Annotated in this window: 12 protein-coding genes; 4 read left to right on the top strand and 8 right to left on the bottom strand. The window is 72.3% G+C overall.

Translation table 11 applies throughout. The features are described 5' to 3' along the window. The first annotated feature begins 59 nt into the window (after positions 1 to 59). Positions 60 to 1,562, top strand: coding sequence for a PP2C family protein-serine/threonine phosphatase (locus tag ACLQ3F_RS21140; protein WP_425850950.1), 1,503 nt, complete (start codon positions 60 to 62; stop codon positions 1,560 to 1,562). 27 nt (positions 1,563 to 1,589) lie between these two features. Here the strand turns inward: ACLQ3F_RS21140 and ACLQ3F_RS21135 are convergent, their stop codons facing one another. Then, on the bottom strand, positions 1,590 to 2,216 hold the full coding sequence (locus ACLQ3F_RS21135) for a MarR family winged helix-turn-helix transcriptional regulator (RefSeq protein ID WP_425850948.1): 627 nt from the start codon (positions 2,214 to 2,216) through the stop codon (positions 1,590 to 1,592). Between the two features lie 97 nt (positions 2,217 to 2,313). On the opposite strand from ACLQ3F_RS21135, the gene ACLQ3F_RS21130 reads away from it, so the two are divergent. Next, the gene (locus ACLQ3F_RS21130; protein ID WP_425850946.1) at positions 2,314 to 3,444 is read left to right on the top strand and encodes a PP2C family protein-serine/threonine phosphatase; all 1,131 of its coding nucleotides are present in this window, start codon (positions 2,314 to 2,316) and stop codon (positions 3,442 to 3,444) included. Between the two features lie 7 nt (positions 3,445 to 3,451). On the opposite strand, the gene ACLQ3F_RS21125 is transcribed toward ACLQ3F_RS21130, so the two are convergent. From ACLQ3F_RS21125 to ACLQ3F_RS21095, 7 genes are all read right to left on the bottom strand, one after another. Continuing rightward, a complete protein-coding gene (locus ACLQ3F_RS21125; protein ID WP_387354612.1) occupies positions 3,452 to 4,933 on the bottom strand; it encodes a sugar transferase in 1,482 nt (493 codons plus the stop codon). Between the two features lie 216 nt (positions 4,934 to 5,149). Further along, positions 5,150 to 6,907 carry a substrate-binding domain-containing protein gene (locus tag ACLQ3F_RS21120; RefSeq protein ID WP_357204262.1) on the bottom strand — a complete coding sequence of 586 codons (1,758 nt, stop codon included), beginning with the start codon at positions 6,905 to 6,907 and terminating at the stop codon, positions 5,150 to 5,152. 158 nt (positions 6,908 to 7,065) lie between these two features. Then, the gene (locus ACLQ3F_RS21115; protein ID WP_425850945.1) at positions 7,066 to 8,103 is read right to left on the bottom strand and encodes a lactonase family protein; all 1,038 of its coding nucleotides are present in this window, start codon (positions 8,101 to 8,103) and stop codon (positions 7,066 to 7,068) included. A gap of 87 nt (positions 8,104 to 8,190) precedes the next feature. After that, on the bottom strand, positions 8,191 to 8,793 hold the full coding sequence (locus ACLQ3F_RS21110) for a GTP-binding protein (protein ID WP_355008977.1): 603 nt from the start codon (positions 8,791 to 8,793) through the stop codon (positions 8,191 to 8,193). Continuing rightward, on the bottom strand, positions 8,774 to 9,163 hold the full coding sequence (locus ACLQ3F_RS21105) for a DUF742 domain-containing protein (RefSeq protein ID WP_357204257.1): 390 nt from the start codon (positions 9,161 to 9,163) through the stop codon (positions 8,774 to 8,776). The genes ACLQ3F_RS21110 and ACLQ3F_RS21105 overlap by 20 nt, the downstream gene beginning before the upstream one ends. Continuing rightward, a complete protein-coding gene (locus ACLQ3F_RS21100) occupies positions 9,153 to 9,575 on the bottom strand; it encodes a roadblock/LC7 domain-containing protein (protein ID WP_357204255.1) in 423 nt (140 codons plus the stop codon). Before ACLQ3F_RS21100 ends, ACLQ3F_RS21105 begins: the two co-directional genes overlap by 11 nt. Beyond that, the gene (locus tag ACLQ3F_RS21095; RefSeq protein ID WP_425850944.1) at positions 9,575 to 11,971 is read right to left on the bottom strand and encodes a nitrate- and nitrite sensing domain-containing protein; all 2,397 of its coding nucleotides are present in this window, start codon (positions 11,969 to 11,971) and stop codon (positions 9,575 to 9,577) included. Before ACLQ3F_RS21095 ends, ACLQ3F_RS21100 begins: the two co-directional genes overlap by 1 nt. Positions 11,972 to 12,258: 287 nt before the next feature. Here ACLQ3F_RS21095 and ACLQ3F_RS21090 point away from each other — a divergent pair, with 287 nt between their 5' ends. Continuing rightward, positions 12,259 to 12,852 (top strand): hypothetical protein, encoded by a 594-nt coding sequence (locus ACLQ3F_RS21090; RefSeq protein ID WP_357204252.1) that lies wholly within the window; start codon positions 12,259 to 12,261, stop codon positions 12,850 to 12,852. 11 nt (positions 12,853 to 12,863) lie between these two features. After that, positions 12,864 to 13,916 carry a hypothetical protein gene (locus ACLQ3F_RS21085; protein ID WP_425850943.1) on the top strand — a complete coding sequence of 351 codons (1,053 nt, stop codon included), beginning with the start codon at positions 12,864 to 12,866 and terminating at the stop codon, positions 13,914 to 13,916. Positions 13,917 to 14,069 lie beyond the last annotated feature (153 nt).

Below are 14,069 nucleotides of genomic sequence, written 5' to 3'. Positions count from 1 at the left end.
GGTGAGGAGTCGAGAAGCAGCATGCGCACACGTCGTCAGACGCGAGCCGGCGTCCGGCGGTGACCACGACTCAGCGACCCGGCGGCACCCCGTTGCCGGCCGACGAGCGGTTGGCCCGGGAGTTGCTCGACGGGCTCGCCGAGGCCGTGCTGACGACGGACGAGGCCGGTCGGGTCACCCTGGTCAACGCCATGGCTGCCGAGTTGATCCCGGAGATCGACGCCGGCACCGAGCTGGCCGGGTGTTCGGTGGCGGCACTGGCCCGGGCTGTCGCCGGCGGCGCTGACCACTTCGACGCCGACCACCACGGCCGGCGACTGCGCGGCGTCCGACGGCAACTCGCCGGCTCCCGGTGGGCGTGGTACGTCCGCGACGTCACCGAGGAGCACGCCCGCACCGACGCCCTGCTGGTCGAACGCTCCCGCACCGCGTTCCTCGCCCAGGCCGGCAGTCGGCTGGCGCTGGCCCTGCACCGCGACCAGGTCCTCCTGGCCACCACCACGCTCGCCGTTCCCTACCTCGCCGACGTCGCCGTCGCACTGCCCCGACCGACAGCGCCGGCCGAGCCGCACCCCCGATGGATCCGGTACGCCGACGGCGAGCCGGCCCCGATCACCGACCTGGCCGACCTGCTGCCGCCCGGGTTCGGCCCCCCGGGCATGGTGCTGGTCAGCCCGCTTCTCAGCGCCAGCGGGTCGGCCGGTGCGCTGCTGCTCATCCGTCGGTCCGGGCGGGCCGGCTTCGACCGGCGCGACGTGGAGCTGGCCCGGGAGTTCGCCACCCGCGCGGGTGCCGCGCTGGCCACCGCCGACCTGCACGGCGAGCAGGCTCACCTGGCCCGGGTGCTGCAAACCAGTCTGCTTCCGCCCGAGCTGCCCGTCGTGCCCGGCGTGAGCCTGGCCGGCGGTTACCGGGCAGCGGGCGACACCCTCCGCATCGGCGGCGACTTCTACGAGGTGTTTCCGCACCCGCGCGGCGCCCTGTTCGCGCTCGGCGACGTGTGCGGCAAGGGTGTGGGCGCGGCGGTGCTGACCGGCCGGGTCCGCCAGTCGTTGCAGACGCTGCGGCTGGTGGAGCACCGCCCCCTGGAGCTGATCCACCTGCTCAACCAGGCGCTGTTCGACGCGCCGGACGCGGCACGGCGCAGCCAGTTCACCACCCTGTTGCTCGGTTCCCTGGACCGGGGGCCGACCGGGCTGGACCTTCGCGTCGCCGGCGGGGGTCATCCGGCGCCACTGCTGGTCACCGCCGACGGCACCGTCACCCCGGTCCCGGTCGGTGGCATGCCGGTGGGGGCGCTGACGGCCGCACGCTTCGCCGAGAGCCGGGTGCACCTCGATCCGGGCGATCTGCTGCTCGCGTACACCGATGGGGTGACCGGGGCGCGCGACCCCCGCGACGCGGCGATGTTCGGCGAGGCCCGGCTGCGGGCCGCGCTCGTGGCGGAGGCCGGGCAACCGCCGGCGGCGCTGATCGAGCGGGTGCTCCGCGCTGTCGACGACTGGGCGGGCGGGCAGGCCCACGACGACATCGCGATGCTGGCCGTCGGCGCCTCGGCCTGACCGACGGGCGACCGCCCGCCGGCTCGATCAGGCGGTACGCGCCACCGGCGGGCTGCCGCCCGGCCACTCCCTGGTGCTGCCGACCGATCGTTCCGGACCGCCCGACGAACCCGTCCACCCCGTTCGGGTCTGCCGAGCCGAATCGCCCGCCCAGTCCCCCGACCGCCCACCTGGCCGGTCCGGGCCGTCCGGCCAGTCCCCCTGGCCCGGCGGCTCGTCCGGTGTCGACGTGTCCTCCGCCTGCTGGCGGCGGGCGGTCTCGTCGAACTCCCGCATTCCGCGCAGCAGCGCGTCGCGGCCCTCCCGGCTCATCCCGGCCAGCACGGCGGCGAGTTGGCCCTGACGGTCGGCCCGCAGCTCGGCGACGAGCCGGCGAGCCTCCGGGGTGAGGTGCAGCGAGATCTCCCGCCGGTCGAAGCGGCCCGGCTCACGCTCCAGCATGCCGGCGGCGACCAGCCGGTCGCAGAGACGGCTGGCGGAGCTGAGCAGCATGTCGAGTCGGGTGGCGAGCCGACGCAGGTTGATACCGTCGTACTGCTCCACCACCATCACCGCGCGCAACTGAGCGCCGGACACGCGGTTGGCGGTCCCTTCCCGGGCAGACTCCCAGATGCCCAGCAGGGCAGCGGCTGCCGTATCCAGCGCGGCAGCCATACTCGTCTCAGGGTCCGTCGGACGGTTCAGTTCGGCCATGGTGGCCCGAGAGTACTCCGAACCTCCTGGTGGTCGAGCTTTCAGTGAAGGACTGACGATGAGCGAACCGGTCGATCGGGCACGACGTGCCCTGAACGAGACACCAGCTGACCGGCTCGTCGGTGGCATCGGGGACGTGCTCGCCCAGTCGTACGGGATCACCGACGTCGAGCTCTACCAGGTCGACTACCGGATCGCGGAGCTGCTGCCACTCGGCGACGACGAGTCGATCACCAGCCCCGGGCACCCGGCCTGGCGCGCCTTCGACCACCAGTCGCCGATACTGGCCGACGGCACTGCCTGGATCCCGGTCACCATGCGAGGCGAACGTCGAGGGGTGCTGCGCCTGTCACCCGTTCCGGACGACCGGGACGTCGTCGCCGCGCTGGCCGAGGTCGCCACCGCGCTCGCCCACGAGGTGGCGGCCGTCTCCGCCGGCACCGACGTCTATCTGGCGGCCAAGCGCACCCAACGCCTCACCCTGGCCGCCGAGATGCAGTGGGACCTGCTCCCCGGCCGCAGCCGCATCCGACCCTCGTTCAGCCTGGCCGGGCAGTTGGAGCCGGCGTACGCGGTGCGCGGCGACAGCTTCGACTGGTCCGACGACGGGGAACGGCTCTGGTTGTCGACAATCAACGGCACCGGTGAGGGCGTGGCCGCGTCCCTGCTCACCTCGCTGGCCACTCACGCGCTGCGCAACGCGCGTCGGGCCGGGCTGAGCCTGGCCGACCAGGCCGCCCTCGCCGACCAGGCCATCTACGACCTGTACCGGGGCGAGCAGCACCTCTCCGCATTGCTGATGGAGTTGGACCTGCGCTCCGGGATGATGACAGTGGTGGACGCCGGCTCACCCCGGCTGGTCCTGCTCCGCGACGGGGACGTCACCGAACAGCCACTGGAGGCGCAGTTCCCGCTGGGCATGTTCGAGGCGACCGACTACCACGAGCAGAAGTTCCCGCTGCAGCGCGGCGACCGGGTCTTCGTGGTCAGCGACGGGGTGGTGGAGGCCACCGGTCAGCACATGCGCTACGGCGAGACGGCGCTGGACCGGTTCTTGCGCCGGACCGGGCCGATGGCCCCCCTGGACGCCGTCCGGTCGCTGATCGGTGATCTGCGCGCGTTCGTGTCGGGTGACCTGGTCGACGACGCGGTGGTCGTCTGCCTGGACTGGACCGGCCCGCAGCCGTGACCGGTGGTCAGTAGGCGCCGCGGCCGTTCAGCACCGCGCCGAAGGTCTTCCAGAGGATGGTGAGGTCGGCGGCGAGGGACCAGTTCTCCACGTAGTAGAGGTCCAGCCGGATGCCGTCCTCCCAGCTCAGGTCGGAGCGGCCACTGACCTGCCACAGGCCGGTCATGCCGGGCTTGACCAGCAGCCGTCGGGCCACGTCACCGTCGTAACGGGCCACCTCCGAGGGCAGCGGCGGGCGGGGCCCGACCAGGCTCATCTGCCCCAGCAACACGTTGACCAGCTGCGGCAGCTCGTCCAGTGACCATTTGCGCAGCAGCCGGCCGACGCGGGTCACCCGGGGGTCCTGGCGCATCTTGAACATCAGGCCATCGGTCTCGTTGCGCGCGGTCAGCTCGGCGAGCAGCGCGTCCGCGTTCACCACCATGGTGCGGAACTTGAACACGCCGAACTCCTGCCCGCCCCGACCGACCCGGACCTGCCGGAACAGCACCGGGCCCCGGCTGTCCAGTTTGATGGCCAGCGCGATGAACGCGATCAGCGGCAGCAGCACCGCCAGCGCCAACGACGAGACGGACCGGTCGACGAAACCCTTCACCAGCTTGCGCACCCCGCGGAACTCGGGCGCCTCGACGTGGATCAGCGGCAGGCCGGCGACCGGGCGGGTGTGGATGCGCGGGCCGGCGACGTCGGTCAGCGCGGGTGCCACGACCAGGTCGATGCCGGTCCCCTCCAACTGCCAGCCGAGGCGGCGCAGCCGGGCCGCGGTCAGCTCACCGGAGGCGGTCACCGCGACCGTGTCCGCGCCGATCGCGGTGGCGGCCTCCGGGATGCCCCGGAAGGACCCCACCACCGGCACGTCACCCAGCCGCTGCGCCACCGGCGCGAGCAGCGCGTCCGGGATGCAGGCGCCCACCACCTGGTAGCCGGCGTACGGCTCGCGGCGCAGCGTGTGGACCAACTCCAACACGTGAGCGGTGTCGCCGACCACCAGCACCTTGCGGGACCAGCCGGCACCCAGCGAGCGGGCCCGGTGCAGCCGCTTACGGGCGGCGAACCGCGCCACCTCCAGCCCGACGGTGCCCACAGCGAAGGAGATGCCCAGGAAACCCCGGGAGACGCCGACATCGGCGATGTAGCCGATGATGGCGATCGCCCCGGCCAGGCGCAGGCTGGCTGAGCTGACCCGCCGGTACTCGTCCGCCCCGTAGCCGATCACCCGGTCGTCGTAGCAGCCGAGCGCCTTGAGCGAGATCAGCCAGGCCAGCACCAACCCGGGGGCGACCAGCACGTACGGGATTTCCGAGCCGGTCGGCTCGTCGTCACCGAAACGGGCGACGTACCCGATCAGCAACGCGATGATGAGGATGGTGGTGTCCAGCACCACCAGAACCCGGACGTAGGACCGTTCGTCGGCGCGCGCCACCAGCCCGGCGCGTCGATCGTCCGGCTCCGCCGACGTGGCGGGGGTCAACAGTGTCGCCACGCTCACCGGCCCTCCCACTCTGTACAGGATGGCCCCGGCCGACGGGTCGGTCCGGAGGCGGACCGACTATGCCGGAACAGTCGACATCCTGCCTTGACAACTATGACTGCCGATTGCTTCCGACGTATTGCCGTCACTTTTCTTCAACAACCTGGTGGCCGAAAAGGGGCCTGCCACACCGAATTGACGGTACGGCAGGCCCCTGGACGTCTGAGCGTCGGATCAGCGCGGCGCTGGCGGACGCCGTGCGATGGCGCTGAGGAAGATGCTGCCGATCTCGCTCGGGTCCTTCGTGACGAAGACGTCGCCACCGGTCACCTTGGTGATCGACTCCAGCTCTGCCTTGCTGACGCCCTCGCCGATACCGATCATGATGACCTGGACCGGCCGCTCCGGGTCGGCGATCTGCTTGAGCTTGCCGAGCAGCTGCTGCTGGTTGAGGCCGTTGTCGTCCTCGTTCTTGCCGTCGGTGAACAGCACGATCGAGTTGACCCGGCCGGGCTGCCAGTTTTCCTGCACCGCCTGGTAGGCGGCCAGCATGGTGTCGTAGAGGCCGGTGTCACCGCTGGAAGGCTTGACGGTGGCGAGGGCGCCCTCCAACTGGGCCCGCTGACCGGAGAGCGGCCCGATCGGGACCAGCTCGCGGTAGTCCCGGTTGCCGACGAGCTTGGTGGAGAAGGTCCACAGGCCGATCGACCAGGAGTCGTCGAAGAGGCCGAGGCCGCGACGGGCCGCGTCGACGGTGACCTCTTCCCGGCTGCGGTTGTTGGCGCTGGGCACCGGTTCCTTCATCGAGCCGGAGACGTCGATGACGGCGAGCATCCGACCGGACTGGGTGGCGATCGACCAGCTGGAGACGACCCGCTGGATGGCGGCCGGGTCGAGGCCACCCGCCGCGGTGCCACCGTTCGCCGGTGCGGTCGGCGCGCCGCCGGACGGGCTCGGAGCACCCTGTGGCGCCTTGAAACCATCTCCCCAGTTGCCGTCCGGCGCGCGCAGCGACTGCGCGGCGAGCCGGTTGCGGAAGTTCGGGCTGGTGAGCAGCTCGTACAGCACCTTGGCCGCCGACGCCTTGCTCGGTTCGATGCCGGGCAGCACCGCGTACGGGTAGTCCAGCGGCATCGGCGCCGGCTCCATGTAGAGCGCGGCCAGCGGCACCGGCGGCTTCTTACTGTTGTACGCGATCACGTCTTCTTCGGACAGAGCCGCCGCGCCGAGACCGCTCGCGATGGACGTCGAGTCGTTGGCCGTGGGGAAGCGGGCCAGCAGGTCGTTGCGGAGCGAGGAACGCCCGGTGGCCAGTGCGCGGAGCGCCCCGACGGTGTTGCGCTGGGCGTCGCCGCCGGCACCGTTCGCCGCGGCGGTCAGCGAGAGCAGACCGGACAGGCCCGCAGCGTCGCGGGTCGGCTCGACGATCCCGGTCCGCAGCGGAGAGCTGGTGTTGTTGACCTGCTTGAGCAGGTCGGTCCAGTTGAACTTCTTGTCCGGCCAGCCCAGTCGGGTGGCGATCGGCTCGGGCATCGCGACGACGATCGGGCTACGCGCGATGGACTGGCCGTTGGTCGGAGCGAACGCCGTCGCGTCCTTCTTCAGCCGCAGCAGCCAGGTCGAGGAGTCGGGCACCCAGACATCCGGGCTGACGGCGGTGCCACTGGCCTGCCCCACACCGGCCAGCAGGGCCCCGTGCTTGGCCGCCACCACGGCCGCGACGTCGACCGGGTCGGACGCGGACACGTCGACGCGGATGCAGGTCGGGCCCACCGCCGCGCCGTCCTTCACCCACTGGGACGCGGCAGCGTCCACCGCTGGCGCGAGTTCGGAGGCGACCGCCACGGCTAGTCGGATCTCTCCCGAGCAGCTGGGCTGGATCAACTCCTGGTAACCGAACCACGCGCCCGTCGTCACGACGAGCACACCCGCCGTTGCTGCGGCGGCGGCTAGGTGGAGTTTCGAACGCATGCGATGGCGGCCTGCTGACACGGTGACCATCTTGCGTACTAGGTGCCGTCTCTGCCACATCCGTTCGGACTAAAGTTACGGAGGAGAAACAGTTGACCACTTTTTTGCAACACAGAGTGACGAGGCAGCCTCGCGGCGTTGCCAAACCAGTGCCACCCTCACGTCTATTTAGCGAGCGTTCAGGGCAGGACGCACGTCGGGCTCGGCACCGGCACCGGCTCGCCGGCCGCCTCCAGGACGCCGGTGTCGGCGTCGCGACGGAACACCCGCACCATGTCCGCCCGCTCGTCGGCGACGTAGAGGTGCTCCCCGATGAGGGCGAAGTGCCGGGGCCACTCCCCTCCGGTGTCCACTTCGGCCACCAGCTCGGGCAACTCCCCTGCCACTGCGAAGACCGCCAGCGTCCCCACCCCACGGTTGGCGACGTAGAGGAACCGGCCGTCCGGGGCGACCGCTACCTCCGATGGCTGGACGTGACCGGCGCGCCCGCTCGCCTCGACCCGCCCGCGCTGGTGCAACGCGCCGTCGTCGGTCAGCTCGTAGGCGGTGACCGAGGCGTCCAGCTCACCGACGACGTAGCAGCGCCGTCCGTCCGGGTGCCGGGCCAGGTGCCGGGGGCCGGTGCCGGGCTTCGTACGCATCCGGGGCGCGCGCGGCACCAGTCGTCCGGTCGCCTCGTCCAGGTCGTACCGGTAGACCGAGTCGGTGCCGAGATCCACGCCGAAGATCGGCCCTTGGCCCGCACCGGGCGAGACCATGTGGGCGTGGGCGTGGTCCTGGCGCTCCGGGTCGGGGCCGTGCCCCTCGTGCACCACCAGGTCGGTGCGCTCGCCGGGCACGCCCTGCGGGTCGAGCGGGAAGACCGCGATGCTGCCGCTGCCGTAGTTGGCCGCCAGCAGGTGACCGCCACCGGGCAGCACCGCGAGGTGGCAGGGCTCCGCGCCGCCGGTCGACCGACTGCCGAGCGGGTCCAACGCGCCGTCCGCACCGACCTGCCAGGCGCTGATCTCGCCGTCCGTCAGCTCGTTGACCGCGTACAGCACCGGCTGGGTGGGGTGCCGCACCAGGAAGGAGGGGGACGGGGTGACCGCCACAGTGCCGAGCGGGGTCAGCGCCCCGGTCCTCGGGTCGCGACGCGCGGCGACGATGCCGCTGCCCCGCCCGCCGCTCTGCGCGGTGTAACCCCCGATGTGGACGACCTCACCCTGACCGCTCACGCCCAACTCCTCCGCCGGCAACCTTCGTTGATCCAACCAGAGGCTGCCCGCGTTGCCCGCCCGTTAACCGGCTTTTCGGCCCGGATCTCAGGCCGCCGGCACCGGCTCACCGCGCTGTCGGGCGACGTGCTCCACCAGAGAGATCAAAACCATCTTCCCGGACTGCCGGTCCCGGGCGTCGCAGAGCACCATCGGTACGTCCGGGTCCAGGTCGAGCGCTCGGCGTACGGTCTCCAGGTTGAACCGGCGGGAGTCGTCGAAACAGTTCACGCCCACCACGAACGGGATTCCCCGCTGCTCGAAGTAGTCGATGGAGGGGAAGCAGTCGGCCAACCGCCGGGTGTCGGCGAGCACCACGGCACCGAGCGCGCCGAAGGCCAGCTCGTCCCAGAGGAACCAGAACCGGTCCTGGCCCGGCGTGCCGAACAGGTAGACCTGAAGGTCCTCGTTGATGGTGATGCGGCCGAAGTCCATCGCCACAGTGGTGGTGGACTTGCCCTCCACGCCGGAGAGGTCGTCGGTGCCGATCCCGGCACCGGTGAGCACCTCCTCGGTCTGCAACGGACGGACCTCGCTCAGGGCGCTCACCAAGGTCGTCTTGCCAGCTCCGAAGCCTCCCGCGATGAGGATCTTCAGTGCCAGCGGGATGGTGGTGCTGGTGCCCACCTGGTCATAGCGCACGGAGTCCACTGACCACCGCCTTGAGGATGTCGTCGTCGGGAAGGATGCCGGCGGCCGGCGGCTCGTGCACCGCGACCAGGCCCTCGGCGAGGAGATCACCGAGCAGTACCCGGACCACGCCGACCGCGAGGTCCAGCTCGGCTGCCAGTTCGGCCACCGACACCGGCCGGTGGGCCAACGTGACCAGCCGTCGATGCTCCGGCAGCAGATGCGATTGGCGTGTCGCGTCGACGTCCGAACCGGCCAACACGAACGCGACCAGGTTGAATCCGTCGACGGCGGGGCGTACTCGGCCTCCGGTGAGGGTGTACGGGCGCATCACCGGGCCGGCTTCACCGTCCAGCCACTCGTGCTGCGGCCCGGGCGGTTCAGTCCGCATCTCCGGCACCCGCCGCCGATCGGGCCGGCGCGGCGAGGCTCTCCCCCACGCGGATCACCAGCATCGCCATCTCGTACGCGACCAGCCCGATGTCCGCGTCGGCGTCGCTCACCACGGCCAGGCAGGCACCCTGCCCGGCGGCGGTGACGAAGAGGTACGCCTCCTCCATCTCCACCACTGTCTGCCGGACCGGGCCGCCGTCCACGTGCCGGCTGGCGCCTCGGGCGAGGCTGGAGAAGCCGGCGGCGAGCGCACAGAGGTGCTCGGCGTCGGAGCGCTCCAGCTCGGCCGAGCAGCCGAGCAGCAGGCCGTCGGCGGAGAGCACCACCGCCTCGCGGGCGGCGGGTACCCGTTGCACCAGTTCGTCGAGCAACCAGTCCAGGCCGGCGCTCTGCTTCGTCGAATGCGGCACTAGGCGTCCCTCTCAGTCGCGGTCGGGGGTTCGGGGGTCGTCGGCGGGTCGGTGGGGGCCGCCTGGACCGCCGGGCCGGTCGACTCCGGGCCGGTCGGTGCCGCCGGGCCGGTCGGTGCCGCCGGGCCGGTCGACGCTGGCGGGGTGATGGCGGTGGCGCGTCCGCGCGCCGTGCCGGCCTGGAGCGCCGCCATCACCTGGCGGACCTCCTCCGGCGAGCGGGGCGACGGCGTGTCGGTAACGGTCGAGCGGGGCTGGGCGGCGGGGGTACGACGTCGCACCCGGCGGGGCAGACCATCCAGCTCGTCGTCCGGCTCGTCGGGGGTGGCCGAACCCTCGGCGGGTGCGACGGTAGAGGTCGGCGCTCCGGCGGGCGGGGCCGTGCTGGCGGACGGGGCCGTCGGCGGGCGGGTACGGGGGCGGGTCACGGCGCCCCGGCGCGCCGTCCGGGCCAGCCGCCGGCTCGGGTCGGCCGACGCGGTGTCGAGCGTGGCAGGGTCGGGGCCGGCCGGCGGCTCGGTGGTGACCAGGTCGCCGGGGACCAGCACCACGGCGGTCACGCCCCCCTCCCCGGATGGGCGCAACAGCACCCTTACGCCGTGCCGGGCCGCCAGCCGGGCCACCACGAACAGGCCGAGTCGGGCGCTCTGCGCCGGGTCGAACTCGGGCGAGCTGGCCAGTCGGGTGTTGGCGGTCTCCAGTGCCGCGGCGGACATGCCCAGCCCCTGATCGGTGATCTCCAGGGCGTACCCGTCGGCGACCTGCGCGCCGGTGACGGTGACCCGGGTGTCCGGCGGGGAGAAGGCGGTGGCGTTCTCGAACAGCTCGGCGAGCAGGTGGATGACGTCGCCGACTGCCCGCCCCAGCACGCCGGCCGGCTGCACGGCCTTGACGTCCACCCGTTCGTACGCCTCGACCTCGGAGATCGCGCCACGGATCACGTCGACCATCGCGACCGGGTTCCGCCAACCCCGACCGGGCGCGGAGCCGGCCAGGATGACCAGATCCTCGGCGTGCCGGCGCAGCCGGGTGGCCAGGTGGTCGACCTGGAACAGCTCGGCCAGCTCGTCCGGGTCCTCGCTACGCCGCTCCATCCGGTCCAGCAGGTGCAACTGACGGTGCACCAGGCTCTGGCTGCGTCGGGCGATGTTGAGGAAGACCTCGTTGAGCCCGCGACGCAGGGTGACCTCGTCCACCGCGGCCTGGACGGCGGTGCGCTGCACCTCGGTGAAGGCGCGCCCGACCTCGCCGATCTCGTCGTGGCCGTACTCCAGTGGCGGTGCCTCCCGGGCGACGTCGACCTGCTCGCCACGGCGCAGCCGGGCGACCACGTCGGGCAGCCGGTGCTCGGCCAGCTCCAGCGCTGCGGTGCGGACGCCGCTGAGCCTGCGGACCAGGGTGCGGCCGACCCGCAGCGCCACCAGCACCGAGACGACGACTGCGACGAGCCCGAGTACGCCGGCGGCGGCCAGCCGCACCAGGATGCGAACCGCCATCGGCACGGAACGGTCGGCGAGAGCGTCGGCCTCGGACAGTTCGAAGTCCCGCAACTGTTGCTGTACCGCGTCCTGGCTGGCCTGCCAGGCCGCGGCGTCGACAGTCGGCCGACCGGACCGGTTGGGCACGACCAGGGCGTCCTGCATGCTGCGCAGCCGGGTGAACGCCTCGCTCTCGGTCAACCGCTGGTACGCGACCCGGCTGCTCTCGGGCAGGTCTGCCACGGCGCTCTCGGTGAGCCACCGTTGGTTGCCGATGGCCTGGACGAGCTGCGTGTGCTCCCCCTCGGCGAACCGTCCGGCGGTCAGCGCGCCGGCCAGCAGCGCGTCGCTCTGGCCCAGCAGTTCCCGGGAGCGACCCAGGGCGGTGAGCGCCAGCGCCTGCCGGTTGATGTCCGGGTCGGTGAGGGTCGCCATGCCGGCGAACGCCTGGAAGGCCGCGGCGACCATGCCGCTGTAGAGGCCGATCGCACCGGCCCGGTCCACCTTGCGCTCGTCGATGAACCTCCGCCCGTCGGGTAGCGCCGCCAGGGAGTTGACCAGCTGGTCGACCCGGGTTTCCAGCAGGTCGTCGGCGGCGTCGCGCAGCGGTTCCCCGTCCACCCGGCGGCGCAGCTCGGCGACCGCCCGGTCAGTGCGCCCGCGCTGCTCGGCGAGGGCGGGCAACTCGGTATCGCCGGCGAGCTGCACCACCGAGAGTCGGCGTTCCCGTTGCAGCTCGGTGACCACCGTCTCGCCGGGGCGACCCAGGTCGTACAACAGGGTGCGGGCGGAGAGAAGGTTCAGGGCGGGACCGAAGGTCAGCGTGGTCGCGAAGATCCACAGCGCCAGGAGCGCGGTCACCGGCGCGACGACCAACGCGGTCAGCTTCGAGCGGATCGGCCAGTCGCGGGTTTTCATCAGACCTCGCCCGTACAGGGTGGCAGGAGGGGTGCCGGCACCGCCGGGCACCGCGCCTGCCGGCTGCGCGCCCGGCCGCGTCGCCGGGCACCGGCGCGGGCGCCTTGGGCAGGATACGTAATCGGAGGCTGTTTCACTACCGCCCGTGTCGTCACCACCCAAGCGCCGCTTCCGGGATGAATCAGGTCTCGGCCGGTGAGTGGTTGCGCCCCTCGTCAGGAAAGTGTCTCGGATCGGGATTGGCGATCACTGCGCGGAGGGAATAGCAGAGGGCGAAGGAGGAGCCCATGTCGCCCACGCAGATAGTCGTCATCGTGCTCGTCGTGCTGGTGATCGTCGCGGTGCTGGCCGTGGCCGCCCGCTCGCTCAACAACCGTCGGGCCCTGCGCAACCGGTTCGGGCCGGAGTACGACCGGGTGGTGGCGGAACAGGACAGCCGGTCCGCCGCGGAGCGCGAACTGCGCGACCGGGAACGCCGGCATGCCGAGCTCACGCTCACCCCACTCACCCCGGAGTCCCGGGCGCGCTACGCCGCGGCCTGGGAGGAACTCCAGGTCCGTTTCATCGACTCCCCCGGCGAGACGGTGGGCGACGCGGACGAACTGGTCACCCGGCTCATCGAGGAGCAGGGCTACCCGACCGGTGACTTCTCCGACCAGATCGCCCACCTCTCCGTCGAGCACGCCCGCACCCTGACCAACTACCGGGACGCGCACGAGATCCACCTGCGCAACTCCCGGGGCGAGGCCAGCACCGAGGAGCTGCGGCAGGCGGTCGTGCACTACCGCGCACTCTTCGCCGACCTGCTGGGCGAGGAGCCGGTCGGCCACCGCACGCCCGAACAGCGCCACCACCCGGACCACGACGCCACGAGCCGCTGAGGAGGCCACCGATGCGCCAGGAAGAGCAACAGGTGAGCAACGACCACCCGGAGGCCGTCCGCTCCGCGCCCGTGCCGGTACCCCCGGCCGGCGACCGGGCCGACCGCTCCGACGTCCCGGAGGACGCCCTCGACGACCGGGGCACCTTCGACGACCAGACCGCCGCCCACGAGCGGGCCGACGACACCGACCGGGACGCCGCGTACGACCCGGCCGACGACGAGCTGACCGACGACGCCGACCCGCGCCACCGGCGCGACAACCGGTCCACCGACGAGGGCGGTTTCCACGAGCCGGGGCCGCTGCCGACGACGTTCGGCGCCACCACGGTGGCCGACGCGGTGGCCGCCTCCGCGCTGGCCAGCCCGCACCCGCAGGATCAGCCGGACCCGAGGGCCGAGCGGACCGCCCAGCCGGGCGACGGCGCCGAGGACGGTGAGCGGGAGGGCCTGCGCGCCGACCCCACCGCCGAGCTGCACCGCCGCGACGCGTACGTCGACGACAGCACGGACGTCGACGACCGCACGGACGTCGACGACCGCACCGACCTGGACGACTCGGACACGTCCGCGCGCACCGTCGTCGCGCCGGGGAGCACTGACGGCGACCCTGAGCGGCGCGGCGACCTGACCGGCGACCGGGACGCCGCGACGGCGGGCGCAGCCGGCTACGGCAGTGCGACACCCGAGATGGTCGACCCGGACGCGGACGGCGAACCGGCCCCCGGCGACGACACCAGCCCCACGCTGGAGTCCGCCGGAACATCCCGACCCTCCGGGTCGACAGTCGCTACCGAGGCGGCCACCCTCCTCGACACGGACACCGCGCAGGGCTTCCGGGACCGCTGGCGGGACGTGCAGCTGCGTTTCGTCGACGACCCGCAGGCGGCTGCCGGTGAGGCGCAGTCACTGGTGGAGGAGGCCATCCAGGCCCTCTCCTCGGCGCTGGCCGCCCAGAAAAGCACGCTGGGCGGGTGGCAGGACGCCGGCTCGGCCGACACCGAGCAACTGCGGATGGCGGTCCGCAACTACCGGGACTTCCTGGACCGCGTTCTCGGTCGCTGAGTCCACCCGAGCGACACTGGCGCCCCGGCCGAAACGGCCGGGGCGCCCTTCTGTGTACCGATCCCGCCAGACCGCCGGAACGGCCCAGACACGCCCGGGCGCGACCTCGGGGAGTGAAACCGCGCAGACGGGGTAATAGGGCGCGCGCGAACT

The organism is Micromonospora sp. DT15, assembly GCF_049841475.1.
In the GTDB taxonomy this organism is placed as follows: Bacteria; Actinomycetota; Actinomycetes; order Mycobacteriales; family Micromonosporaceae; genus Micromonospora.
This window is presented reverse-complemented; position numbering and strand designations above follow the sequence as displayed.